This is a genomic window from Achromobacter sp. Root565 (assembly GCF_001427425.1).
Lineage (GTDB): Bacteria > Pseudomonadota > Gammaproteobacteria > Burkholderiales > Burkholderiaceae_B > Achromobacter > Achromobacter spanius_D.
In genome coordinates this window covers 101,107-125,465 of sequence record NZ_LMGO01000001.1, presented here as the reverse complement: position 1 = coordinate 125,465, position 24,359 = coordinate 101,107, and the positions used below count along the sequence as shown (strand labels likewise).

18 protein-coding genes are annotated in these 24,359 nt (G+C 67.6%); 8 read left to right on the top strand and 10 right to left on the bottom strand.

All coding sequences use genetic code 11. The annotated features are described in order from the left end of the window. Positions 1-9: 9 nt before the first annotated feature. Entirely contained in the window at positions 10-534 is a 525-nt protein-coding gene (locus ASD71_RS00585) for a phage tail protein (RefSeq protein WP_056566211.1), read from the bottom strand. Positions 535-601: 67 nt separating this feature from the next. Then, complete coding sequence (locus ASD71_RS00580; protein WP_056558484.1) at positions 602-2,884, bottom strand: phage tail sheath subtilisin-like domain-containing protein; 2,283 nt, start codon at positions 2,882-2,884, stop codon at positions 602-604. Positions 2,885-3,345: 461 nt separating this feature from the next. On the opposite strand from ASD71_RS00580, the gene ASD71_RS00575 reads away from it, so the two are divergent. Next, the gene (locus ASD71_RS00575) at positions 3,346-5,919 is read left to right on the top strand and encodes a carbohydrate-binding family V/XII (protein ID WP_235511991.1); all 2,574 of its coding nucleotides are present in this window, start codon (positions 3,346-3,348) and stop codon (positions 5,917-5,919) included. Between the two features lie 74 nt (positions 5,920-5,993). Here ASD71_RS00575 and ASD71_RS00570 read toward each other — a convergent pair whose 3' ends face one another. The 4 genes from ASD71_RS00570 to ASD71_RS00555 form a co-directional block, all read right to left on the bottom strand. Then, complete coding sequence (locus tag ASD71_RS00570; RefSeq protein ID WP_082578734.1) at positions 5,994-7,181, bottom strand: hypothetical protein; 1,188 nt, start codon at positions 7,179-7,181, stop codon at positions 5,994-5,996. Positions 7,182-7,236: 55 nt separating this feature from the next. Then, positions 7,237-7,965, bottom strand: a complete 729-nt coding sequence (locus ASD71_RS00565) for a hypothetical protein (RefSeq protein WP_056558483.1) — start codon at positions 7,963-7,965, stop codon at positions 7,237-7,239. A gap of 18 nt (positions 7,966-7,983) precedes the next feature. Beyond that, the gene (locus ASD71_RS00560; RefSeq protein WP_235511990.1) at positions 7,984-9,711 is read right to left on the bottom strand and encodes an alpha/beta-hydrolase family protein; all 1,728 of its coding nucleotides are present in this window, start codon (positions 9,709-9,711) and stop codon (positions 7,984-7,986) included. Between the two features lie 102 nt (positions 9,712-9,813). Continuing rightward, positions 9,814-10,473 carry a glutathione S-transferase family protein gene (locus ASD71_RS00555; protein WP_056558477.1) on the bottom strand — a complete coding sequence of 220 codons (660 nt, stop codon included), beginning with the start codon at positions 10,471-10,473 and terminating at the stop codon, positions 9,814-9,816. Positions 10,474-10,640: 167 nt separating this feature from the next. Here ASD71_RS00555 and ASD71_RS00550 point away from each other — a divergent pair, with 167 nt between their 5' ends. Beyond that, entirely contained in the window at positions 10,641-11,405 is a 765-nt protein-coding gene (locus ASD71_RS00550) for a class II aldolase/adducin family protein (RefSeq protein ID WP_056558474.1), read from the top strand. A gap of 144 nt (positions 11,406-11,549) precedes the next feature. Here ASD71_RS00550 and ASD71_RS00545 read toward each other — a convergent pair whose 3' ends face one another. The 3 genes from ASD71_RS00545 to ASD71_RS00535 all read right to left on the bottom strand — a co-directional run bounded on the left by ASD71_RS00545 (position 11,550) and on the right by ASD71_RS00535 (position 14,640). Then, on the bottom strand, positions 11,550-12,338 hold the full coding sequence (locus tag ASD71_RS00545) for a hypothetical protein (RefSeq protein WP_056558471.1): 789 nt from the start codon (positions 12,336-12,338) through the stop codon (positions 11,550-11,552). Positions 12,339-12,501: 163 nt separating this feature from the next. After that, a complete protein-coding gene (locus ASD71_RS00540; RefSeq protein ID WP_056558468.1) occupies positions 12,502-12,963 on the bottom strand; it encodes an SRPBCC family protein in 462 nt (153 codons plus the stop codon). Between the two features lie 87 nt (positions 12,964-13,050). After that, positions 13,051-14,640, bottom strand: a complete 1,590-nt coding sequence (locus ASD71_RS00535; RefSeq protein WP_056558464.1) for an FAD-dependent monooxygenase — start codon at positions 14,638-14,640, stop codon at positions 13,051-13,053. Between the two features lie 334 nt (positions 14,641-14,974). Here ASD71_RS00535 and uvrA point away from each other — a divergent pair, with 334 nt between their 5' ends. Both uvrA and ASD71_RS00525 read left to right on the top strand, forming a co-directional pair. After that, positions 14,975-17,611, top strand: a complete 2,637-nt coding sequence (uvrA, locus tag ASD71_RS00530; RefSeq protein WP_056558462.1) for an excinuclease ABC subunit UvrA — start codon at positions 14,975-14,977, stop codon at positions 17,609-17,611. A gap of 6 nt (positions 17,612-17,617) precedes the next feature. Beyond that, entirely contained in the window at positions 17,618-18,067 is a 450-nt protein-coding gene (locus ASD71_RS00525) for a GNAT family N-acetyltransferase (RefSeq protein WP_056558459.1), read from the top strand. A gap of 26 nt (positions 18,068-18,093) precedes the next feature. Here ASD71_RS00525 and ASD71_RS00520 read toward each other — a convergent pair whose 3' ends face one another. Continuing rightward, on the bottom strand, positions 18,094-18,876 hold the full coding sequence (locus ASD71_RS00520; RefSeq protein WP_056558457.1) for a hypothetical protein: 783 nt from the start codon (positions 18,874-18,876) through the stop codon (positions 18,094-18,096). Positions 18,877-19,046: 170 nt separating this feature from the next. On the opposite strand from ASD71_RS00520, the gene ASD71_RS00515 reads away from it, so the two are divergent. From ASD71_RS00515 to ASD71_RS00500, 4 genes are all read left to right on the top strand, one after another. Next, the gene (locus ASD71_RS00515; RefSeq protein ID WP_056566203.1) at positions 19,047-19,556 is read left to right on the top strand and encodes an RNA polymerase sigma factor; all 510 of its coding nucleotides are present in this window, start codon (positions 19,047-19,049) and stop codon (positions 19,554-19,556) included. Further along, positions 19,543-20,529: a FecR domain-containing protein gene (locus tag ASD71_RS00510; RefSeq protein ID WP_056558455.1), complete on the top strand. Its 987-nt coding sequence runs from the start codon at positions 19,543-19,545 to the stop codon at positions 20,527-20,529. Before ASD71_RS00515 ends, ASD71_RS00510 begins: the two co-directional genes overlap by 14 nt. Before the next feature lie 220 nt (positions 20,530-20,749). After that, positions 20,750-23,194: a TonB-dependent receptor gene (locus tag ASD71_RS00505; protein WP_235511989.1), complete on the top strand. Its 2,445-nt coding sequence runs from the start codon at positions 20,750-20,752 to the stop codon at positions 23,192-23,194. A gap of 113 nt (positions 23,195-23,307) precedes the next feature. After that, the gene (locus ASD71_RS00500; protein WP_056566197.1) at positions 23,308-24,357 is read left to right on the top strand and encodes an NADP(H)-dependent aldo-keto reductase; all 1,050 of its coding nucleotides are present in this window, start codon (positions 23,308-23,310) and stop codon (positions 24,355-24,357) included. The last annotated feature ends 2 nt before the right edge of the window (positions 24,358-24,359 follow it).

The window sequence follows — 24,359 nt, the reverse complement described above, 5'->3', positions numbered from 1 at the left end:
GACGCTCCATCAGGCCGGCTCGACGAAACTCGGTTCGGATGGCTCGGCGACTTCGTAGTCGCGTTCCCATCCTTCGTTTTCCAGCTTGATGGTCTGGATCGCGACGGCGTTGGCGTTCGCGTCCAGATCGGGGATCGCCTGGTATTCCGACACCCAGCAGCGGAACACCTTGTAGGCCAGAACGAGCTGTCCGGCTTCGTTGTAGACCTCGATGATGAGGTCCTTGCGAAAATTCTTGAGCGACACTTCGCTGCCCAGGCCCGATCCAAAGTTCCACACCTTGTTGGCCCACTGCTCGAACTCGCGGTCGTGCGTGACGCCGCGCTCCAGCGTCACCGCTTCGAACTTGCTGCGGCCGGGAGATTTGCGCCCGCTGGATGGGTCGCCGCCTTCGCGGTGTTCGACCACTTCGGTGCTGCGCTTGAGCGCCGACACCTTGCTGACGCCGGCCACGTAGCGGCCATCCCACTTCACCCGGAATTTGAAGTTCTTGTAGGGGTCGAAGCGCTGCGGATTGACGGTGAACTGCGCCATGGCAATCTCCTGGTAACCGTGGTCGGCAAACGCGCCGGGCCGCATGCGGCGCCGGCGCGGGCCGGGCTCAGGCCTGTATCTGGCCGGCCAGTTGCTGGATGCTGATGACGACGAACTCGGCGGGTTTGAGTGGCGCAAACCCCACCAGGATGTTGACCACGCCGCGATTGATGTCGTCCTGCGTGGTGGTTTCCCGGTCGCACTTGACCAGATAGGCCTCGCGCGGCGAACTGCCCTGGAACGCGCCCTGCCGGAACAGCGTGTTCATGAACGCGCCGATGTTCAGGCGGATCTGCGCCCATAGCGGCTCGTCATTGGGCTCGAACACTACCCACTGCGTGCCGCGATACAGCGATTCTTCCAGGTAGAGGGCCAGGCGCCGCACGGGCACGTACTTGTATTCCGAGGTGAGCTGATCCGCGCCGCGCAGCGTGCGCGCGCCCCAGCACACGGCGCCATACACCGGGAACGTGCGCAGGCAATTGACCCCCAGCGGATTCAGGCTGCCGTTCTCGCCATCGGTCAGCGTCGTGGCCAGCGAGATGACGCCGGTCAGGTTGGCGTCGGTGCCCGCGGGCGCCTTCCACACGCCCCGGTTGCCGTCGGTGCGCGCATACACCCCGGCGACGGTGCCGCACGGCGGCGCAAGACGCGGCTTGCCGTTCTTGAGCGGATCGGACACATAAGTCCACGGGTAGTAGACGGCGGCGTGATCCGACTTGGGCAGCGCCGTGCCGTTGGCCACCGCCACCATCGCCGCCGGATCGGTTGCGGAGGGCGGGGCGTCCACGATCATGAAGGCGCGCCGCTCTTCGCAGTACGACGCGGCATCTGCCAGCACGCCGCTGTGCGTGATGGCCGGCAGGCAGAGCAGGTTGAAGATGTCGGCGTCTTCCAGCGCATACAGACCTTGCCGCAGCGCGCGGCTGCCGATGAACGCGGCATAGACGTCGTCCGGTCCGTAAGGCGTTTCGGTGCCGCCTTCGAGCAGCGCATCGACCGGCGGCGGCGAGGCGACGGCTCCCGTCACCAGGTGCAGCGAAGCGGCGAGATCGTTGGCCGGCGCAGCGGCCACCGCGATGGTCGAGCCCAGGCCGCGCGAGCCGCTTGCCAGCACCAGCGTGCTGCCCTGCACACGCGCCGTGAAGTCCCGGAAGGCGGGCGTGCCCGGCCGCAGCGCGCGCACGGCGGCCTGCAGGCGCGCCGCCACGTCTTCCAGCTTGGCCGCCAGCGAGCCGCCCGCAGCCCCCGCGTCGCCCAGGCTCACGAGTTCCGGGCCCAGACCGTCCAGCGTGATGCGCAGGCTGGTGTGCGTGGCGTCGGGCAGTGCGTCCAGGTCGGTCGCGCCAAAGGCGTCGCTGGTCAGCGTGGCCGCGTCGGGCGTGGGCGCGGGGCGGATGATGGCCGCGCCGTCGGTTTCGATGCCGCCCGCCAGCGACCCGAGCATCAGCACGCCCGCGGCGTTGTTGCGTGCGCCGGGCAGCACGCGGACGCTGGCGTTTTCACCGCCCGCGCCGGATGTCATCACCAGCGTGTTGCCGTTGCGCGCGGCGGTAAAGTTGGCCAGCGCCGGCCGGCCCTGCGCCTGCGCCCGCACCTTGGCCTGGATGGCCGCGGCCAGCGCGGTCAGGCGCTGCGTTGCGGTGCCGCCGGCAATGTCGCCGGGCAGCGCGATGCTGACGCCCACGGGTTCCAGCCCGTTCACGGCCACGCGGAAATCGGTGTGCGTCGCATCCAGCAGCGTCTGCACGTCGCCCAGCGTGCCGCTGACGCTGGTGCCCGCCGGCAGCGCATCCAGCGCGCCCTGCGACAGCATCCGCTCCAGGCGAACGAGCTGCGACACGCCCTGCACCAGATCCAGCAGATACCGCGGATCCTTGGCGTTCAACGAAACGTTGGCGTAGCTTTCCGCCCGCCCGTCGCTGCCGCGGATGAACTGAATATTGAAGGTGCTGGAGGGCACGGCGGTGGCGTGGTCCACGCGGACCTGGATGCTGTTGCCGGACACACCCGGATCCAGCGCGCGCACCGTCAGCACGTCCACCGCTGTTGCGCTGCGCAAAGTGCGCTGCGCGGGTGACGCTTCCTTGACCACGCGCACGACCCAGGCGTCCGTGCCGCCGTTCACGAAGAACTGGCGCACGGCATAGCCCAGCTCGGAATCGTCGGCCAGCCCGCCAAAGGCGCGTTCATAGTCGGAGAAACTGAATATCCGGACCGCCTTGTTGACGGGACCGCGCGGGGCCGCGCCAAGAAAGGCGGCAACCGAGGTCGCAACCCCCGCGATCGTGCGAACGCCGCTGGGGATTTCCTGGATATAAACCCCGGGATGGGACAGGGTAAGGGCCATGAGCTGCTCCTTCAGACGGCGGTCTGGACGTGGTGTCCTTGCCGTAGGAGAGGCTTAGAGAGCCGCCAGCGCGCCACGGGAGAGGGGCAGGAAAAGGCTGGCGATTCGCGCGAGGCTTGCGCGGGGTGGCGGGCGTTACGCCGCTCTAGTTGGATTGCAGCGGAAAGGCAATCGGGCAAAAGCAGCAAGCCCTGGTAGGAACGAGTTATAGAAGTTCTGCCTGATGCGATCAATAGCTTTTTAACGGCATTAACCATCTGTTGCTTATTCAGGGGGCGGTCAGCTCCGGTCTTCCGGCAATTGAACCCGAGGGCGCGCTGGCGTATAACCCGAAGCGGCGCCGTCCGCTATCCATTGGGCGGCGGTGCGCCCAAGCCGGCCAGGCAGGCGGTCCGAACCTCAAGGAGCGTGAGATGAATTGCGTGTCCCGATTGCTGCATTTGCATGACTGGTTTTCCCGCTTGCCTGCCACCTCCGGCAACACCGGCCGCCGCTTGCGCCTCTCGCGCATCGTCCTGGGCGTGGCGGCGGGAACGTCGCTGGCGTTCGGCGCCGCGGCGCAGCCGCAGGTGCCAAACCAGTCCGCCGCCGCGCCGCAGTCCGCCAGCGCGCAGTCCGGCGCCGGCCAGCCCGACACGTCCGCCGCGCGCGCGCTGCAGTGGCCGCGCAGCTTCTCCGCGCCCGACGGCCAGCGCGTGGAGCTTTACCAGCCGCAGATCGACACCTGGACCGCCGACCGTCTGACTGGCCGCATGGCGGTGGCGGTGGGACCGGCCAAGGGCAACCCGACCTATGGCGTGGCCGAATTCTCCGCGCGCGCCGATGTGAACAAATCCGCCGGACTGGTGCGCCTGTCCGATATCCGCGTCGAACGCGTGCAGGTGCCCACCGCGCCGCAAGAGGCCGCGCGCCTGCGCAGCGCGCTCGAAGCCCGCATCCCCGCCAATGGCGTGGTCACGCCGCTGGACGCGCTGCAGCTGAGCTATGCGCTGTCGCAGAACAACCCGGCCGCCAAGACCGTGCCCGTGAACAACACGCCGCCGCGCATCATCTACCGCACGGTGCCGGCAATCCTGGTGCTGGTGGATGGCGCGCCCGCGTGGACGCCGCTGCCCGACACGCAGGGCTGGCGCCGCGTCGTCAACTCGCGCGCGCTGATCCTGGGGGACAACGCCGGGCGGTTGTACCTGCAGGCCGCGGGACATTGGTACGAAGCGGGCGACATCAACGGACCTTGGCGCACCGTTGCGCAACCGTCGCCCGCGCTGCTCTCGGCGGCCGACGCCGCGCGCCGCGGCCCGGCGGCGGACCCCTTGATGCCGCATGACGGCAAGGCGCCGCATCGCGCGCCCGACATCGAGGTGTCGACCGTGCCGGCGGAGCTGCTGATCACGATCGGCCAGGCCGAGTTGCGGCCGGTGTCCGGCACGTCGCTGCTGTCGGTCACCAACGCCGACCATGCCGTGTTCATGAACCCGGGCGACAACCGCTACTACCTGCTGGTGTCCGGCCGCTGGTTCCGCGGCGCGCGGCTGGAAGGGCCGTGGACGTATGTGCCGGGCAAGGACCTGCCGCGCGACTTCGCGCGCATTCCGCCGCAGGATCCGCAGGGCGGAGTGCTGGTGTCGGTGCCCGGCACGCCGCAGGCCCGCGAAGCCGTCATTGCATCGACCATTCCGCAGACCGCCACCGTGTCGCGCAGCGCGGCCAAGCTGCAGGTCGAGTACGCCGGCGGGGCGCCCGTGCTGCGGCCCATCGACGGCACTGCCCTGCACTATGCGGCCAACTCGCCGGTGCCGGTCATTCAGGCCGACGGCCGCTATTTCGCGCTGTCGAACGCGGTGTGGTTTGTGTCGGATTCGCCCACCGGACCGTGGCGCGTGGCCGACCATGTGCCGGCGGCCATCTACACCATCCCCGCCAGCTCCCCGCTGCATTACGTGACCTATGTGCAGGTCTACGGCGCCACGCCGCAAAGCGTGGTGTTCGGCTATTCACCCGGCTACATGGGCGTCGTGGTCGCACCCGACGGCACCGTCGTCTACGGCACGGGCTATTCCTATCCGCCCACGATCGTGCAGAACACCTGGGTCGGCTATCCGCCCAGTTATGGCTACAACGCCGCCTTCGATTCGGCCGCCGGCTTTGCCTTCGGGTTTGCCGCCGCCGAGGCCTGGGGCGGCGCGGCGCCGTACTGGGGGCCGTACTATGGCGCGCCCCATTGGGGCGGCGTGGACGTCAACAAGGTCGATGTCTACGGCGCTTGGGGCGGCTCCGGCACGGTCACGCACGCGGCCGGCTGGAACGGCTGGACGGGCACCGAATGGCAGGGCGCGCACGCCGAAGGCTACAACCCGCAAACCGGCGCCGCGTTCGAAGGCACGCGCGGCGCGGCGTACAACGAATACACCGGCAACGCCGCCGCCGGACGCCGCGGCGCCTATACCGACCCGGTCACGGGCGCGTCGGGCGCGGGGCGGGCGGGCGCGGTCGAGAACGACGATGGCCAATGGGCCGCCGGCCGGCAGAACGTGCGCACCAACCCCAACACCGGCCGCACCACGTATTCCGCCGCAGGCGCGACGGGCACGGCGGGACAGGGCGCCGACAGCGTCGACCGGCGGGGCGCCACGTACGACCGCAACACCGGCAGCGGCGCGGCGTGGAACAACGGCAACGTGTATGCGGACCACAACGGCAATGTCTACGAACACAACGACAACGGCTGGCAGCAGCACACGTCGTCGGGCTGGCAGCCGGTTCAGCCGAACACGCAGTCAAACTACCTGAACGCGCAGCGCCAGGCGCGCGATTATTCGACGCCGCACACGGACGATTCGTATGGCGGCGGCTGGCAGAACCGCACGAACGCGTCCGCCGAAGGCTGGCAAGGCCGCAGCGATGGCGGCTGGCAGGGACGCGGGGAAGGCGGGTGGCAGGGACGCGGGGAGGGCGGCTGGCAAGGCCGCGGGATGGAGGGGCGCAGCTTTGGCGGGTTTGGCGGGTTCAGGGGCGGCGGCGGCTTCCGGCGCTAGGCGTGTCCGGGCAGCGCGCTTGCGTGGCGCGCAACGCGTGCCGGTCCGGCGGCCGGCACGCGCGGTGCTTGTGGTCAGTCCTGCACCAGGTAAGCCTGACCGCCAGGCTTCAGATACGCCGTCAGATCGCCAAACGGCACCTGCGCCAGCGTCCCAAGACACACGCCCGACGCGTGACCCACGCCCGACACCGACAGGCTCAGCGCGCCGGGCGCGGCCGCGCCCAACGCCAGGTAGCCGGGCCACAGATCCCAGCAGCCTTCCTTGGACCGGTCTTCCGTCAGGCCCGCCTCGTCGCGCGCCGCCAGGGTCTTCTGTACCTGGCCGACAAGCTCCTTCAGCGCGGGGCGCGGTTCGCGGGAGTTCGGCGCGTAGGCATCGAACACGCGATTCCAATCCAGGGTTTCGCCGCGCAGCAGGTCCAGCGTGTAGGGATCGAAGTGGTTGTTGGGATGGGCGCCGCCGCAATCCAGGCTGCCGGATTCGGTCACCGTCATCATCGCGCTGGATAGCCACGGCACGTTGACGATTTCTTCCTCGTAGTTGCCCAGCGTGCCTGCGGACGGGCCGTCGCTGGTGTAGGCCGAGGCCTTGCAGGCCAGCGCCGCGTGGCTCATGCGCCAGTGGCGCTGTTCCAGCAGATGATTGACGCGCGCCATCACCGCCTTGTCCGGATGCCGCGACAGACGCGGATAGCTGAACTGCGTGCGCGGATCGCGCCACATGCGATAGGCCGCCGTGGCGCTGCCGATGTCGTCGCCCACGGGCTCGGCATGGCCCGCGAGCTTGAGGGTGTCGTAGGGGACGCGGGTCGCATCGATGTCCACGTCGAAGCCGATGCCGCCGTCGGGCGTCAGCGCGCTCGCGTCGTACTGCGCGACCCGTTGCAGCGTGAAGCTGCGCTGCTTGCCCGTGCGCATGTCGATCCAGACGCCGCGATAGCCTTGCGCGTCGCGCGTGCCTTGCCAGGTGGCGGCAGGCAGCGCGCCCGGCTCCTTCGCGGCCGGGTACGTCAGCGGCTCGGCCAGCGATTTGGCGGTGCCTTTGAGCGGAATGTCGACACCGTTCTTGGGGTAGAAGTAGCGTCCGGTCAGCGCGCCATCGGTTGTCGCGCTGTCCAGCTCCATCACGATGTCGCCCGCGCCTTGCAGCGTGCCGGTGTAGACGGTGCGCTCGGCGGCCAGGACCGGCGCCTGCAGCAGCATGGCCAGCGCCAAGGCGCCTAACGGAAACGAAAGCGGGCGTGCAAAGGGAAAAGGCATCTGCGTAGTGGACCCTGAGACGTTGGCCGGTCAATATACCCGACGCATCAGGCGTTCAATCCGCTGGCCGCCACCGTCCAACGCCGGGGTCCACGCCGACGCGCGCGCCTTCTGCCCAGACCTGTTCCTCGTCCAATCGCGAGGCCGCCGACGGGTCGATGTCGAGTTCAATGCCAAGCGCCTGCGCGACCGCCGGGTCCTCGATCGGCAGCTCCCAGGTCAGAAAGAGTTGCGACAGATCCTGTGCATCGGCGAAGTCCGCGTCGTCGTAGCCGCTTGCTTGGCGGGGAATCACGGCGTGCGGCTGGCAGGTGTCGAAGACGATGGCCACCCCGCGCGTGAGCGCAATGCGATGCCCCGTTCCGGGAAAATGCACGTCCAGACCCTTGTCGTCGCTAAGGAACAGATTGCAGAACGCCGCCCCGCCGTATTGACTGCCGTCGTGGTGATACCGTGCGCCGCGGCAGGCCATCAGCGCCATGTCGCTGTCGGCCAGCACCTCGCCCAATCCCAGCGCGCGCGTCCAGTCGCGCATCGCTTGCACGCACAGGCCGAATTCCGGCCAACGAGCGCGGGTGCGGGACAGGGGCATCTGCTCGACGTCGCCAGGTTCCAGTTGCAGCCGTGTGCGGATCTCGCGATCCCAATCGGCAAGCAGACGCGCCGGCGGCGCAGGCACGTCCAGGTGGCCCGCGAGCAGCCGGCTGCTGACGCTGCGGCTGCGCATGACGTCATTGCGCGAATAAAAGAACGACGTCAATCGATCCTGCAATGGGTGATTCATGAGCTGCGCCTGCCGCGCTTATCCTCCGCGTCCTTCGTAGGCGCCTTCGTCGCCGTCCTCGTCTTCCATCGCGGCCTGGGCGCGTTCCAGCAGATAGCGCTTCAGGCCCTCAAGACCATCGGGCGTCCAGTCCGACACGCCGGTCACCGCGACCCACGCATCGACATAGTGCTGCGGCGCATAGACGTGCCCATAGCCCATGGGCGTGGCCGTGCCCACCGCCATGTCCAGCGCCAGCTGCAACATCGTCACCACGGGATACCAGCGCAGCTCGGGCGATACGTCCGGACCCATCGGGGCGCTCATCCACGCGGGCGGACGGTACAGGTCGCGATAGTCGAAGAAGGTGACCGGGTCGCTGGCGTACTGCAGGTAGACGACGCGCATCGGCCCCCACGGCGCGTCGGCCGGCACGGGCGATCCGTTCTGGTTCATGAAGCGCACGAAGGCGCCGTCGCGCAGCTCGGGCAGCCACGCGGGCGAGCCGGGATTGCGGGCGTCCGTGATCTTGCGCCAAACCCGGCTCTCGAACGGGGGGCCGCTCCATAGCGCGCCCTGGATGGGGTCGCCGATCATCTCGAACAGTTCGGCCGATCCGGCGGAGTTCATGGCGCCCAGGCTCAGGCCGTGCAAGTACAGGCGAGGCCGCTTGTCCTTGGGCAGCGTGGTCCAGTGGCCATACACCGCCTGGAACAGCGCGCGCGCCGCCTCGGCGCCGTATTCGGGCTGCGCCAGCAGCGACAGCGGACTGGACAGGTACGAATACTGCATCGCCACGCTGGCCACGTCGCCGTTGAGCAGGTATTCCAGCGAGTCCGCGGCGGCGGGATCGACCCATCCCGTGCCGGTCGGCGTGATCACGACCAGCACCGAGCGGTCGAAGGCGCCCACGCGCTTCATCTCGTCCAGTGCAAGCTGCGCGCGCGCCTGCGGGGTGGCCGCGCCGCGCAGGCCGACGTAGACGCGGATGGGTTCCAGCGCCTCGCGTCCGGACTGCGTGGTGATCTCGCTGGCCGTGGGGCCCGACGCGATGTATTCGCGGCCCGCGCGACCCAGTTCGTTCCAGCGGATCAGCGACGCGGGTCCACCCGTCTTCAGGTCGGCGGTGGGCTGCGGGCGTTCGGGTTCCAGCAGCGCGTCGAATTCGCGGAACGACGCATCCAGCACGTGCAGCGCGCCGCGAAAGAACACGTCGGTCGCCAGCAGCCAGAAGATCAGGATGGCGATGGCCGCGCCTGTGACGTTGGCGACCCGCCTCGGCACCACGCGCCGCACCTGCCTGGACAGATAACGGGCGATCAGCTTGAACAGCCGCGCCAGCGCCAGCAGCACGGCAAAGGTCGCGAGGGCGATCAGGCTGACCTTGATGGGGTGCGCGCTGGTCACGGGCTCCATCTGCATCAGCGCACGGATGGTGTTCTGCCATTCGGCCGCGCGGCCCAGGAACACGATCGCCACCGACACGCACAGCAGGCCGATGACGGCATTGATGATGCGCGCGGCGCGGCCGCGCGGCTCGGGCAGTTCCATGTAGGCCCACAGCCAATGCCACAGCACGCCCAGCCCATATCCCGCGGCAAGGCAGGTGCCGGCAAGCACGCCCTGCGTGACGTGGGTGCGGGGGATGAGGGTCGGCGTCAGCGCCGCGGCAAAGAACAGCGTGCCGAGCATGAGGCCGACGCCGGACAGGGACTCCAGATGCGAGCGCAGGAAGGTAGGCAGGTGGCGGGGCAAGGTCTGCTGCACGGTGGGCGTCCTCATCCGGGAGGGAATGGCGGGGATTCTCGCACGTTGCCGTGCGATGGTCGCGGGTCTCGATGTCGGCGGGTGCCGATATGGGCGGCTCTGTCAGTCGCGGTCGGGTGCGCCCAGCGGAAAGAGCGTCCGGTAGGGCCGGGCTTCGTCGACCGCCCGCGCGAACGACGGCCGCGCCAGCAGCCGCGCGCGGTAGGCCCGCAGATGCGGATGGCCGTCGCCGATCGGATGGGTCCAATCGGCGTAGAACAGCGCGGGCGCGGCGGCGCAGTCGGCCAGGGTGAAGTCGCTGCCCGCCGCCCATGTCCGGGTGGCAAGCTGCGCGTCGATCCAGGCGTAGGCCAGTTCCAGCTTCTGCGCGGCCAGCGCCCGCGCCGCGTCGCGCTTGGCCGGGTCCCCGGTCAGCGCGCCGTTCACCGCATGCTGCATCCAGTACATGACATGCAGGTCGAAATAACGGTCCAGAAAGCGCACGTCCAGCGCGGCCATCGAGTCGGCGGGAATCAGGCGGACCGGCCCGGGATGGGCCAGTTGCAGGTATTCGATGATGATGCTGGACTCGGCGACGTTGCGTTCGCCGTCCACCAGCAGCGGAAACTTGCGCAGCGGCCAGCGCTCGATCCAGTCGGCGGCATGCTGGGGCGTCTCGGGCCCGACGCTGCGGAACTCGAATGGCGTGGCGTTTTCGTACAGCGCGACCAGCGCCTTTTGCGTGTACGACGAAAAGGGATGACCGTAAAGTGCAGGCAGCATTCTCGGAGTCTCCTCGGACGTGGCTCACAGGTTAATGGGTCTCGGGCTGTTTCACCAGACGGACGCCGGCCCGGCGCCGCCGTGCGCGCCGGGTGCGAAAAGGAATACAGTGCATGACGGATCCCGGCGCAACGGCTCGGGGCCGACACCAACAATACGGAGACAGGATGGATACGGCAGGCAAGCAGGGCGCCAGCGTGCGCGAACAGGTCGGCGAAACGGAATGGCAGGTGCGCAAGGACCTGGCGGCGTTGTACCGGCTGGTGGCGCTTTTTGGGTGGGACGACCTGATCTTCACGCACATCACCGCCAAGGTGCCCGACACGGAGCATTTCCTCATCAACCCTTACGGGATGATGTTCGACGAGATCACCGCGTCCAGCCTGGTCAAGATCGACCTGCACGGCAACAAGGTGATGGACTCGGAATACGACATCAATCCCGCCGGTTTCACCATCCATAGCTGTATCCATGCGGCCCGCAAGGATGCGATGTGCGTGCTGCACACGCATTCGATCAACGGAGTGGCGGTGTCGGCGCAGAAGGCCGGTCTCTTGCCGCTGTCGCAGTTCGCGTTCATCGTGCTGCGCTCGCTCAGCTACCACGACTACGAAGGCCTGGCCCTCAATCCCGACGAGCAGCCGCGCCTGGTGCGCGACCTGGGCGCCAACAACTATCTCATCCTGCGCAACCACGGCCTGCTGACCGTGGGCCAAAGCATGGCCGAAGCCTTCCAGGCCATGCATCGTCTTGAAGCCGCCTGCATGGTGCAGGTGCGCGCGCAGGCGGGCGGCGAACTGACCCACATCCCCGCAGACATCCTGGCTCGCGCCGCGGTGGAATCACCGGCTGACCGGGCGCACAAGGCCCAGCTCGCCTGGCCGGGCCTGCTGCGCCGACTGGATCGGCGCAATCCTGGGTACGCGGAGTAACGGGAAGCGCCGGTGTCAGACACCGGCCGATAGCACCGCCTTGCGAGGTGTCTGACACCCACGGAGACGCAGCAACGCGTTGAAGATCCTCTCCCTTGGGTGTCAGACACCGTTCAACAGAGACACCGTTCAACAGCGCACCGCTTATTTCTTCGCCGCCGGATCCGCTGACAAGAATTCCGCGCAGTCGGGCAGCGGCGTGGCCGGCTGGTACGACGCGTCGCTGGCTTTCCATGTGTAGGTGACGGTGTAGCTGCACTGCTTGTCCGCCTGCGGCGCAAGCTGCGCCTTGGTCAGCGCGGGCCGCGCGCTGGAATCCGCGAAACGGCTAGCCCCCGCGGGCGAACGGGTCGCCTGCGTCTGCACCTGCAGATCCGGCAATTCCTTGCCCGGCAGGGCCTTCAACGATGCCGTGAATTGATAGACATCGCTGCACTGCCCGGCACGCTTCTCCTGATCCGCCTCGTTGAAGCACGCCCGGATGGATGCGTCGGCCGTGTACGGCATGACGAGCACGAGGTTGGCGCCGGTCTGCTCGCCCAGGTTGACGTCATACAGATACAGATCCCGGCGCTCGAATCCGCCGCCGGAGAACGGCGTCGACGCCTTGAAGTCCGGTTCCGCCGGGCCGACCACGCCCACCAGCGCCCGCTCCTCGCTCAGGCGGATCAGTTCCGGCCACACCGTGAAATGCTTGAAGTCCGGCACATCGGGCGAGTCCCAGAACCGGTAGTCGGCGCGCAGGGTCCGGCTGGTCGCGAAGGGACCGTTTTCGCCGAATGCGCCGTCCGTCTTGATGCCCACGCACCAGTCGGTCTGGGCGTTGCAATACAGCTTGTTGTCCGCGTTCAGCTTCAGGGGCTCGGTATTGGGGGCGGCCAATGCCGTGGCGGGCAGGGCGGCGCAGAGCAGCAGGGCAAACACTTTTGACACGGTTCTTCCTTCTTGTGGGATGCGCGCGGGCCCCTTTGTAACGGCCCGCGCAGCGCTGCATGAGCGCGCCACATTCTGTAGCAAGTCGCGCCGTTGCGCGCGACCTGATGGTGTCAAAACATGAAGAAACGTATCGGCGACGATTCGGTCCACGCCGGCGGCGTCAGTCGCGCACCGGACCATCCGGCGCATCGGTTTCGACCAGCCGGGCCAGTTGCAGCAGCGATTCCTGCCAGCCCAGGTAGCACATCTCGGTCGGAATGACCTCGGGAATGCCCTCCTGCACGATGGTCAGTTCCGTACCGCACGAGACCTGCCTCAAGCTGATGGTCGTCGTCATCTCGCCCGGCAGGGCGGGATCGTCGAAGCGGTCCGTGTAGCGGATCTTCTCGCCTTCAACCAGCTCCAGGTATTCGCCGCCGAACGGCTCCAGGTGGCCGGTAGCGAAGTTGCGGAACGCCATCCTGTGCTTGCCGCCCACGCGCGCGTCCAGTTCCTGGACCGAGCAGGTGTAGCCATACGGCGGCAGCCACTTGGCGACGGCATCGGGTTCCAGAAAGGCGCGATAGACGCGGTCGGGGGGCGCGCGCAGGACGCGCAGGTGTCGTACGGTTCCGGTAGTCATGGTGTAGTCCGCCTTGAATGAGGGTGGGTGCATGACTACGACGAACCGCCGGCACCCGAATCGACATGAATCCTTTTAGGGATTTCCCTAGGTCGCGGCATCTTGCCCGGGCTGGCGCAGCCGTTCGATGTAAGCCGACAGCGTTTCGGCGTGCCGCGCTTCGGCGCGCAGGCCCACGTGGCCGTCTGCCCGCACCACCAGCAGCACCATGTCGCCCACGCCCAGCCTGGCCGCCGCGGCGGGCTCCAGGTAGGCGTCCACGTCGGTCACCCCATCTCTGGCGGTCAGCGCCACGACGACCTCGATGATGTACCCGTCAGACAGGGCCGCCAGTTCGCGACGCAGGTCCGACAGCGGCTGCTGCGGCGTGCCGGGACCGCCGATCAGCAGGACGGTGTGCCCGCGCCGCTTGGCGTAGTCATGCAGCTTGCCCCGGCCGCCGGTGGAAAACCGCACGTCGATATGGTCCGGCAGCCGCTGGCCGGGCCAGATGGCGGCGTGCCGGTCTCCCATCACGATGGGCGACCCGGCGTAGTCGATGTCGAGCTCGGCTTCCGACACTGCCTCGCGGTGCCGCGCCTCGGCGTTGCCGAAAGCCGCGCGGATCGCCAGATCGCGCGTGCGCCGCTCTTGCGCGCCCTGCGCCATCTGCGCGCTTTCAGCCACATCGCCCGAAGCCATCACCATGTCGGCCACCGGCCGCCGTTCGGCGTGATAGCTGTCCAGCAGCGCGGGCGAGCAATGCCCCTGGCAGACCAGCGCCAGCTTCCATCCCAGGTTGTAGGCATCCTGCAGGCCGGTGTTCATGCCATGCCCCTGCGCCGGGCTGCACGTGTGCGCGGCGTCGCCCGCCAGCAGCACGCGGCCGGACCGGAACGTGCGCGCGACCTTGGTGTGGCATTCGAATCGCGCCGGGTGCGAGACGTTGTAAAAGCTGGCGTCCGGCAGGTAGCGCCGCAGCGTGGACAGCGCGTCCTCGACCAGGTCCGACTCCGCGGAACTGGGGCGCAGGTAGACGCGCCAGCGCTCGCCAGGCAGCGCGGTCAGAATCACCGGAATCTTGTCCAGATAGGCGTAATTTGCCTCGAAGGCCTCCGGCCAGTCGGGGATGGTCGCGTCGAACACGGCCCACGGCTGGTTGATGTCGTGGCCGTCCTGCTCGATGCCCGTCAGCATCCGCACGGTGCTGTGGTGCCCGTCGCATCCCACGACCCATTGCGCCAGCACCTGCGACAGCTTGCCGCCGCGCTCCACGGTGGCCAGCACGCCGTCGTCCTGTTCCTGCAATCCCACCAGCTTCGTGGCGCGGGTGACCTTGCCGCCCAGCCGCCCCAGATGGTCGGCCAGCACCGTCTCGGTGACTTCTTCCGAGATCCCGATGTTGAAGGGATAGCGGCTGCCGGCAAGCTCCAGGTCGATGATGCCCAGTTCGCTGCCGCCCGCGTGAATGCGGGCGCGCCGCTGCTTCACGCCCGCGGCCAGCAGGGGTTCAATGATGCCCAGCGCATCCAGGATTTCAAGGGAACGCGGATGCACGACGGTCGCGCGGTCCCAATCCAGCGGACGTTCGTGCGCGTCGATCAGCAGGCAGTCGACGCCGCGGCGCTGCAATTCGGACGCGGTCAACAGGCCGGCCGGGCCCGCGCCCACGACCAGGACGGAAATCGAGATCACCATGTCTTGCCCTCAGCAATGTGGTCATCAAGTCCTGCCGCAAGGGATGCAGCCTGCCCGGCAGTCGGAAGCAGCGCGGTCGCGCCGATGGAGCCGGCAGCACGACAAAGGCGGCGCATTGCGCCGCCCCTGCCATTTCGCGTGATGCGAAATTAAAGCAGCGCCGTGGCGCCGTCAACGGCATTGCGCGGCCTGGGGGCCGCGCGCAGCTGGCAGGCGATTGAGCGGTATGCAGGCATTGGTGCAAGCAGCCTCATTCGATGGGATGAGGCGCCTCGTCGACGGTTGGGCAGGCCCGCACGGGGCATCCGCCATCCAGTCCATTACTATTTCAGCCATGAGCCAGCGCAAGAATCCTTCGAAGCCGGGCCCCGATGCCTGCATCCGCGTGCGAGGCGCGCGGGAACACAATCTGAAGAACGTGGACGTCAGCATCCCGCGCGACGCGCTGGTGGTGTTCGCCGGCGTGTCCGGATCGGGCAAATCGTCGCTGGCGTTCGGCACGCTGTACGCCGAAGCGCAGCGCCGCTATCTGGAATCGCTGTCGCCATACGCCCGCCGCCTGATCGACCAGGTGGGCGTGCCCGACGTCGACGCCATCGACGGCCTGCCGCCCGCCGTGGCATTGCAGCAGCAGCGCGGCACGCCGAACGTGCGATCCACGGTCGGCAGTGTCACCACGCTGTCGAGCATGCTGCGCATGCTGTATTCGCGTGCCGGCACCTATCCGGCGCGCCAGCCCATGCTGTACGCCGAAGACTTCTCGCCCAACACGCCGCAGGGCGCCTGCCCGCATTGCCACGGCCTGGGCTACGTGTACGACGTCACCGAGGCATCCATGGTGCCGGACCCGTCGCTGTCCATCCGCGAGCGCGCGATTGCGTCGTGGCCGCCCGCCTGGCATGGCCAGAATCTGCGCGACATCCTGGTGACGCTGGGCTACGACGTGGACAAGCCGTGGCGCGACCTGCCCAAGAAGGATCGCGACTGGATCCTCTACACGGACGAGCAGCCCACCGCGCCGGTCTATGCCGGTTTCACGCCGGCCGAGACGCGCGCGGCGCTGCGCCGCAAGGCCGAGCCCAGCTACATGGGCACCTACACCGGCGCGCGCCGGTACGTCATGCACACATTCGCCACCACGCAGAGCGCCATGATGAAAAAGCGCGTGGCGCGCTTCATGACCGGCGCGCCCTGCCCGGAATGCGGCGGCCGGCGCCTGAAGCGCGAGGCGCTGTCCGTGACGTTCGCGGGCCTGGACATCGGCAGCCTGTCGCAACTGCCGCTTGCCCGTATCGCAGAGGTGCTGACGCCCGCCGCCGAAGGCCGGTTCGACGAGCACGCGGCACAGGCTGGGTCGACGCGCAGCAAGGCCGCGGGCGTGCGCGCCAACGCCAAACGCGTGGCTGCGGGCGGGCTGTCGCACGCAGGCAGCAGCGACGTGCGGCGCACGCCGGATCTGTCGCCCGAGAAACGCATCGCAGCGCAGCGCATCGCGCACGATCTGGTCGAACGCATCGGCACGCTGCAGGCGCTGGGTCTGGGCTATCTGGCGATGGACCGGTCCACGCCCACGCTGTCGCCGGGCGAGTTGCAGCGCTTGCGGCTGGCCACGCAGATCCGCTCCAACCTGTTCGGTGTGGTGTACGTGCTGGACGAACCGTCGGCCGGCCTGCACCCCGCGGACGGCCAGGCGCTGCACCGCGCGCTGGACCAGTTGAAGGCCGGCGGCAACACACTCTTTGTCGTGGAGCACGACCTGGACACGCTGCGCCGCGCCGACTGGCTGGTCGACGTGGGACCGGGCGCGGGCCAGCACGGCGGCCAGGTGCTGTACAGCGGCCCGCCCGAAGGCCTGCGCAAGGTAAAGGATTCCATCACCGCCCAATACCTCTTCGACACGCGCCCCGCCAGCCGGCGCACCCCGCGCGAACCCGCCGGGTGGCTCGAGCTGCGCGGCATTCACCGCAACAACCTGCATGGCGTGGACGCGCGCTTTCCGCTGGGGGCGTTCACAGCGGTGACGGGCGTTTCCGGATCGGGCAAATCCAGTCTGGTCAGCCAGGCGCTGGTCGAACTGGTGGGCGAACACCTGGGCCAGGAACTGCCGGCCGACGAACGCGACAGCGACCTGCCGCAGCCCGGCAACCTGCCGCGCACCACGGGCCGGCTGCACGCGGGCGGGCAGGCCATCAAGCGGCTGGTCAACGTGGACCAGAAGCCAATCGGCCGCACGCCGCGCTCCAATCTGGCCACCTACACCGGCCTGTTCGATCACGTGCGCAAGCTGTTTGCCGGCACCAAGGCCGCGCGCGCCCGGCGCTACAGCGCCGGACGCTTCTCCTTCAACGTCGCCCAGGGCCGCTGCGAGACCTGCGAGGGCGAAGGCTTCGTCCACGTCGAACTGCTGTTCATGCCCAGTGTGTACGCGCCTTGCCCCACGTGTCACGGCAGCCGCTACAACGCCAAGACGCTCGAAGTCGAGTGGAATGGCCGCAACATCGCCCAGGTGCTGGACATGACCGTCGACGAGGCACGCGATTTCTTCAACGACGAAGCCGTGGTGGCTCGCCCCTTGACGCTGCTGGCAGAGATCGGCCTGGGCTATCTGCGCCTGGGCCAGCCCGCCACGGAACTGTCCGGCGGCGAAGCGCAGCGCATCAAGCTGGCCACCGAACTGCAGCGCAGCCAGCGCGGCAACACGCTGTACGTGCTGGACGAACCCACCACCGGCCTGCATGCGGCGGATGTGGACAAGCTGATGACGCAGCTGCATGGCCTGGTCGATGCCGGCAATACCGTGGTCGTGGTCGAACACGACCTGCGCGTGGTCGCTGGCAGCGATTGGATGCTGGACGTGGGGCCGGGCGCTGGCGAAGAAGGCGGCGCGATCGTCGCGGCCGGCACGCCGGAGACCGTCAGCCGCGGCAATGCGGGCGTCACCGCCCCGTTCCTGCGGCGTTTTTTTGACTGAGGAAACATGGAATTCATCTACCGTCCCGCGCGCGGCGAGGACGTGGCGGCCTGTATCGACATCCGCGGCAAGACTCGCGAGAACGCATTTTCCGCGGCGGACCTCGCCGAGGCCGGCGTCACGCTCGAATCATGGACGGCGGCGGTGCAGGACGGATCGCTGCCCGGTTATGTGGCAACCGTCGACGGCAAGGTTGCCGGATACTGTTTTGGCGACACCGAGGCCGGTGAAATCGTGGTGCTGGCGCTGCTGCCCGACTTCGAGGGGCATGGCGCGGGCAAAACGCTCTTGAATCTGGTCGTGCGCGATCTGAAGGCGCTGGGGTTTGGGCGGTTGTTCCTGGGATGCGCGAGCGACCCCGCCGTCCGCTCGTATGGCTTTTACCGGCACCTGGGCTGGACGTCCACGGGCAAGTTCGACGACCGGGGCGACGAGGTGCTGGAGCTGCTTGCCTGAAACTCGTGCCGTGAACGCCCGCACTCCTACTGCTGCATTTCCTGCGCAAGCGTGGCCTGCATGCGCTCCATGCTTTCCTGGCCCACCTGGATCAAGCCGCTGCCCGGCTGATCGATGTCCAGAATGAAAGTCAGCACCAGGGCAATCAGCGCGGCAAACATCCCCGTGGAAATCGGCCGGCGCCGTCCGTACAGGCCCGTGCCGTACGCGATATAGCCCATCGAACCGCCCGCCACGATGAACAGCAGGTAGTACACAGGCTCGGGCACGTGGTTTTCCAGCGCGACGCGGCGCTTTTCGTTGATCTGCGCCATCTCGTTGATGGCCTGGATGAACATGATCGTGGAGATGGAGGGCGGATTCTCGGCCCGCGCCGCCACCGCCGCCCGGATCTGGCGTTCGATGCGGCGCGCAGTGGCGTTCGCGGTGGCGAAACGCGGCGAATCCTGGTCGGCCAAGTGGTAGTCCAGCGACGCCGACGTGTATTCATGCAACATCTTTGCCACCACCGGCCGGTGCTCGGCGGGGATGAGCTGCGACCGCCAGTAGGCGTTGCCGATCGCGTTGGCCTCTTCCAGCACCAGGTTCTTGCGCGTTTCGAATCGCGTGACCGACATGGCGAACGTAAACCCCAGCAGCAGGGCCAGCAGGCCGAGCAGGGCGGTCTGCAGCGCGGTGATGTGCGTCTTGGCGGCCTCGTCGGCCGGCTTGCGCAGCCGGCGGCCAAGGCGGTAGCCGACCTCGATGACGCCCAGGAAAATGATGAGCACGACGAAAAAGAGGATGACCTCGTCGAGTTCCCTGAGCATGGTTTTTCCTGGCGCGGATGGGGCGGTCCAGAGTATGCCGATTGCCCCGCGGCGACAAGAGTCAGCCAAAGGATGTGCGGCGCGCTTGCCAAGTATTGCGCACGTATCAGGTTTGAAGAAATGATAATGATTTGCAATAATTGCCGATTGCTTTCGATCCCGCATCCGACATGTCTCAGGCTCACTCCCAGCTTTCCGGCTGGCTCGCGTTGTATGGCGAGTTCATGCAGGCGTTCGCGCATCGCTTCGGCAATCGCAGCGATGCGGAGGACGCGGCGCACGATGCCATCGAGCAATTGTTGTCGCGCAGCGACGTGACGACGGTCGAACACGCCCGGCGCTTCCTGTTCCGCGTGGCGGCGCATCGGCGCATCGACGCGTGGCGGCGGGATACGCGCAATCCGCATATCGCGTGGCAGGATCTGCCCGAGCAGGATCAGCCCTGCGTGCCTAGCCCCGAGGCGACCGTTCGGGCGCGGCAACTGATGGCCGCCGTCGAGGCCGCACTGGTGCAACTGCCGCTGAATTGCCGGCGCGCCTATGTGCTGAACCGGATCGAAGGCTGGACGCACCGCGAGATCGCCGTGACGCTGGCGCTATCCGTCAACAGCATCGAGCGTTACGTGATGCAGGCATGTCAGCATGTGCGGGCCGCCTTGAATCCCCATGATTGGCGATAGCCCCGTCGCCGCCGAGGCGATCCGCTGGTCCGCGCGCTTGCACGCTGGCGACATGAGCGCTGCAGAGCATGCCGAGTTGCTGGCGTGGCGGCGCGCCCGGCCTGAACACGAGGCCGAGTTTCAGGCGCAGCAGATGGTGAGCCGCGCGGTCCTGGCGATGCCGGACGACGCGGTTCGCCGGCTATACGGGGGAGAACTGCCCGAACGCCCGAATCTGGGGCGTCGCAGGGCGATGCGCGCCGGCGCCGTGCTGCTTTGCGCGGGCGCAGCGGGCGCCGCCGCTTTCACTTTCGGCGGCGGGCCCGGCCGGCCGGAATACGCCGCCCAATGGTCCACGCGCAAGGGCGAACGGCGCAGCGTGTCCCTGGCCGAGGGAAGCGTGCTTGAACTCAATACGGACACCCAGGCTGCCGTGGCGTTCTTCGAGGACAGACGGGTCGTGACGCTCACGCGCGGCGAGGTGCTGTTCGACGTCAGGCCCGATGCCGCTCGGCCCTTCTACGTAGAAGCCGGTCCCGCAACCGTTCAGGTCACCGGCACGCGATTCAACGTCCGGCGGGGCGCGCAGGACGTGCACGTGGCGGTGCAACAGGGCGCGGTGCAGGTCCGCAGCGGACCCTGGTGGCATCGCAGCCGCAACCTGTTGAGCGCGGGGCAGGGCACGCTCGTTGACAGCGACGGCCGCCAGCCCGGCCCGCAGGCCGTCAACCTCGCTGCCGAACTGGCGTGGGTCAACGGCCGGCTGGTGTTTCGCAATGCGCCCTTGGCGGCCGTGGTCGAAGAGCTCAACCGCTATCTGCAGCAACCCTTGCGGCTGGCCAACGATCGCGTCGGCAGGCTCCGCCTGACCGCCTCGTTCAGGCTTGATGATCCCGAAGGCATCGTAGAGGGTCTGCCGGGCGTGCTGCCCGTCGTGCTGCACCGCCTGCCGGCAGGCGGAATCCTGCTGGATCTCAAGCCGGAATCGGCCTGATGCTGCGTTGTTTCAAACAGAAACAATTGTGCCGCGGAAATCATTCAGGACTTTTGCTCGCTGATTCGTAGTACATGGCAGGCCGCCGATTTGCACCCGGCCGGCCCGTCACGATCCTTGGCCAAGGGATCGGGCGCAAAGCGCCCGCTGCAATCATCGAACGAGTCCTGTCTTGAATCCACATTCCCGTATCACCCTTCATGCGCCGCGCAGGCGTCCCTTGCCGGCCAGATTGACCGTGGGCAGCCTGGCGCTGTCGGTCGCGCTGGCCTTGGCCGGCGGACTGGGCGCTTCCCCGGTTCACGCCCAGCCCGCCGCGGTCCAGGTCGACATCGCTCCGCAACCCCTGTCCGAAGCGCTGCTCCAGTTGGCCGAGCAGACGCGGCTGCAGATCCTGTTCGCGCCGGACCTCGTGGCCGGCAAGGCCGCGCCGGCGCTGCGCGGCAGCTTCACCGCCGATCAGGCGCTGGCTGCGCTGCTCAAGGGCAGCGGCTTGCAGTATCGGCGTGAGGGCGATCGCTACCTGCTGTCGGCAGGCGGCGCCGACGTGCTGGACGCGGTCACCGTCATCGGCATGGCGGAACGGCGCAGCATGACGGAGAACACTGGTTCCTACACGACGCGCATCACCAGCATCGCGTCCAAGACCGAGCAGAGCTTTCGCGAGATTCCGCAATCCGTCTCCGTCGTGACCCGGCAGCAGATGGAAGACCAGAACATCACCGACGTGCGCCAGGCCTTGCTCGCCGTGCCCGGCATCACGTACAACGGCGTGGACTTCTTTTCGCGCGGTTTCGCCATCACCAGCATGCAGCTCGACGGCGGCGCGCCGCTGGCGCTGGGTTCCTACAATTACGATCCGCAGCAGCAGATGGCCTTCTATGACCGCGTGGAAGTGATGCGCGGCGCCTCGGGCCTGCTGGGCGGCGTGGGCGATCCCGGCGGCATCATCAATCTGGTGCGCAAAAAGCCGCTGGCGCAGGATCAGCTCAAGGTGACGCTGGGCGCCGGCAGTTGGGACGATTACCGCAGCGAGATCGACGCCAGCGGCCGGCTTACCGAAAACGGCAAGGTGCGCGCCCGTGGGGTGTTCAGTTATCAGAAGAGCGGCTCCTACATCGATCACCGCAGCACCGAGCGGCCCGCGTTGTACGGCGTGCTGGAAGCCGACCTCGGTCCCGATACGCTGCTGACCGTGGGCGGCAACTACAGCCAGATCAACAATGACGGCGCGCCGCCGACACTGCCGCGCTACAGCAACGGCGCCGATCTGGGCCTGTCGCGCAGCGCGAACCTATCGCAACCCTGGGCGTACGACGACACCGATCGCTGGGAAGTGTTCGGCCAGTTGGAGCATCGGTTCCGCAATGGCTGGATCGCCAAGCTCAACGCGACGCATACCGACCAGAAGACCGATCGCATCTGGAACTACACCTCCGGTTCCGTCGATCCCATCACCTACAAGGGACTGACGTGGGGCGCCGGCCGCGCCAACTCCGAGAACAAGCAGGACATGGTGGACGCCAACCTCAGCGGCGCCTTCGATCTGCTGGGCCAGACGCACGAATTCGTGGTGGGCGCGGACTGGCAGCGCGTGCGCAGCGACTGGGTAAATTCCAACCTCGCGATCAATTACAAGGATCCCGTCGATCCATTCAATCCCGGCGCATGGAATCCCAGCAGGACGGACGCTGACTACAACTACAGCGCGCATTACGGCCCGTGGGGCCAGGAACAGGTTGGCGGGTACGCCCTGCTGCGCCTGCATCCCACCGACCGCCTGAGCGTCGTGGCCGGCGCCCGCGTCAGCCGTTACGAGTTCTCGCAGCTCATCCGCACCAAGCGCGGCGCGGCCGATTGGCAGCTGTTCCAGGACGCCCAGTTCAAGGAATCCACCGAGATCACGCCATACGGCGGCCTGATCTACGACCTGAACAACCAATGGTCGGTCTACGGCAGCTATTCGGCCATCTACAAGCCCCAGCCGCTGGTCATGCAGGGCCCGCCGCCGGGCAGTTCGCTGCCGCCCATCAAGGGCAAGAGCTTCGAGGCCGGCATCAAGGGCGAACTGTTCGACGGCGCCGCCAATGCCACGCTCAGTTTGTTCAATGTCGAGCGCACCGGCACCGCGGTCCTGGATCCCACGTACGACAGCAGCAGCAGCGCCTATGACGGCGCCTGCTGCTACACCGCGCAGGGCAAGGTGGTGAGCCGGGGTGTCGATGTCGAATTCAGCGGCGAGCTCGCCACGGGCTGGCAGATGACCGCGGGCTATACGTTCAACACCACCAAGGACAAGAGCACCGACAGCGTCTACAGCAGCGTGACCCCCAAGCACCTGTTCAAGCTGGCGACCGCGTATCGTCTGCCGGGCGACTGGACCAAGTGGACGGTGGGCGGCAGCATGCTCATCCAAAGCGCAAGCTACGTGTCCGGCACGGCGCGCGATGCGAGCGGCGCCTTCGCGCCGTTCGATTTCAACCAGGGCGGCTACGCCATCCTGAACGCCATGGTGCGCTACCAGCTCACGCCGCAATGGAACATGACGCTGAACGTCAACAACCTGACCGACCGCGTCTACTACCAGCAGGTGGGCACGTTGAACGGCAACAACGTCTACGGCACGCCGCGCAATGCGATGCTGACGTTGCGGGGAACGTTCTAAGGGCGGGCGCGCCGGCAGGATCGGCCGGCCCCCAGGCCGATCCTGTCAGCGAAACGCCAACATCTTGGAGTAAGGTGTCGCATCCCAACCCCAAGACCCGCACGGAGCAGAACTTGAAATACCGCAAACTCGGCCGTACCGACCTGGATGTCAGCCTGATCGGGCTGGGCACCATGACCTGGGGCGAGCAGAACACCGAAGCCGACGCGCATCAGCAACTGGACTACGCGCTGGAGCGCGGCGTCAACCTGGTCGACGTGGCCGAGATGTACCCTGTGCCGCCCAAGCCCGAGACCCAGGGGCTGACCGAAACGTACATCGGCACGTGGCTGGCCAAGACCGGCCGCCGTCAGGACATCGTGCTGGCCAGCAAGGTGGCCGGCCCCGTGCGCGATCCGAAGCGCCCCGGCCACATCCGCGACGGCAAGACCTTCCTGGACCGCAAGAACCTGACCGCAGCCCTGGACGCCAGCTTGAAGCGCCTGCAGACGGATTATCTGGACCTGTATCAGCTGCATTGGCCCGACCGCACCACCGCGACGTTCGGCCAGCTCAACTACCCGTGGGTCGAAGACGAGCACACCGTGCCGATCGAAGAGACGCTGTCGGTGCTGCAGGACTTCGTGCGTGCCGGCAAGGTGCGCCACGTGGGCGTATCCAACGAAACCCCGTGGGGCGTCAGCCAGTTCCTGCGCCATGCCCAGAACGCCGACCTGCCGCGCATCGCGTCGATCCAGAACGCCTACAGCCTCCTGAACCGCGTGTACGAGATCGGCCTGTCGGAATTCACGCACCACGAAGGCGTGGGCTTGCTGGCGTATTCGCCGTTGGCGATGGGCATGCTGTGCGGCAAGTACCTGGATGGCGCCAAGCCGGCCGGCGCGCGCCTGACGGTGTACTCGCGCTTCACCCGCTACAGCAACCCCCAGGCCGAAGCCGCCACGCGCGAATACGTGGAATTGGCACGCGCGCATGGGATTTCGCCGACGCACCTGGCGCTGGCGTGGGTGAATCAACGCCCGTTCGTCACCAGCAACCTGATCGGCGCGACGTCATTGGAGCAGTTGAAGGAAAACATCGACAGTGTTGATGTGACGTTGCCGGCTGAGGTGCTGGACGCGATCAACCAGATTCACGTGCGTCATCCGAATCCGGCGCCTTGAGG

What these genes read in the sequence shown, in the direction of transcription:
- ASD71_RS00585 (WP_056566211.1), bottom strand. Translation starts at nt 534, where the DNA reads ATGGCGCAGTTCACCGTCAATCCGCAGCGCTTCGACCCCTACAAGAAC.
- ASD71_RS00580 (WP_056558484.1), bottom strand. Translation starts at nt 2,884, where the DNA reads ATGGCCCTTACCCTGTCCCATCCCGGGGTTTATATCCAGGAAATCCCC.
- ASD71_RS00570 (WP_082578734.1), bottom strand. Translation starts at nt 7,181, where the DNA reads ATGCCTTTTCCCTTTGCACGCCCGCTTTCGTTTCCGTTAGGCGCCTTG.
- ASD71_RS00565 (WP_056558483.1), bottom strand. Translation starts at nt 7,965, where the DNA reads ATGAATCACCCATTGCAGGATCGATTGACGTCGTTCTTTTATTCGCGC.
- ASD71_RS00555 (WP_056558477.1), bottom strand. Translation starts at nt 10,473, where the DNA reads ATGCTGCCTGCACTTTACGGTCATCCCTTTTCGTCGTACACGCAAAAG.
- ASD71_RS00550 (WP_056558474.1), top strand. Translation starts at nt 10,641, where the DNA reads ATGGATACGGCAGGCAAGCAGGGCGCCAGCGTGCGCGAACAGGTCGGC.
- ASD71_RS00540 (WP_056558468.1), bottom strand. Translation starts at nt 12,963, where the DNA reads ATGACTACCGGAACCGTACGACACCTGCGCGTCCTGCGCGCGCCCCCC.
- ASD71_RS00535 (WP_056558464.1), bottom strand. Translation starts at nt 14,640, where the DNA reads ATGGTGATCTCGATTTCCGTCCTGGTCGTGGGCGCGGGCCCGGCCGGC.
- uvrA (WP_056558462.1), top strand. Translation starts at nt 14,975, where the DNA reads ATGAGCCAGCGCAAGAATCCTTCGAAGCCGGGCCCCGATGCCTGCATC.
- ASD71_RS00525 (WP_056558459.1), top strand. Translation starts at nt 17,618, where the DNA reads ATGGAATTCATCTACCGTCCCGCGCGCGGCGAGGACGTGGCGGCCTGT.
- ASD71_RS00520 (WP_056558457.1), bottom strand. Translation starts at nt 18,876, where the DNA reads ATGCTCAGGGAACTCGACGAGGTCATCCTCTTTTTCGTCGTGCTCATC.
- ASD71_RS00515 (WP_056566203.1), top strand. Translation starts at nt 19,047, where the DNA reads ATGTCTCAGGCTCACTCCCAGCTTTCCGGCTGGCTCGCGTTGTATGGC.
- ASD71_RS00510 (WP_056558455.1), top strand. Translation starts at nt 19,543, where the DNA reads ATGATTGGCGATAGCCCCGTCGCCGCCGAGGCGATCCGCTGGTCCGCG.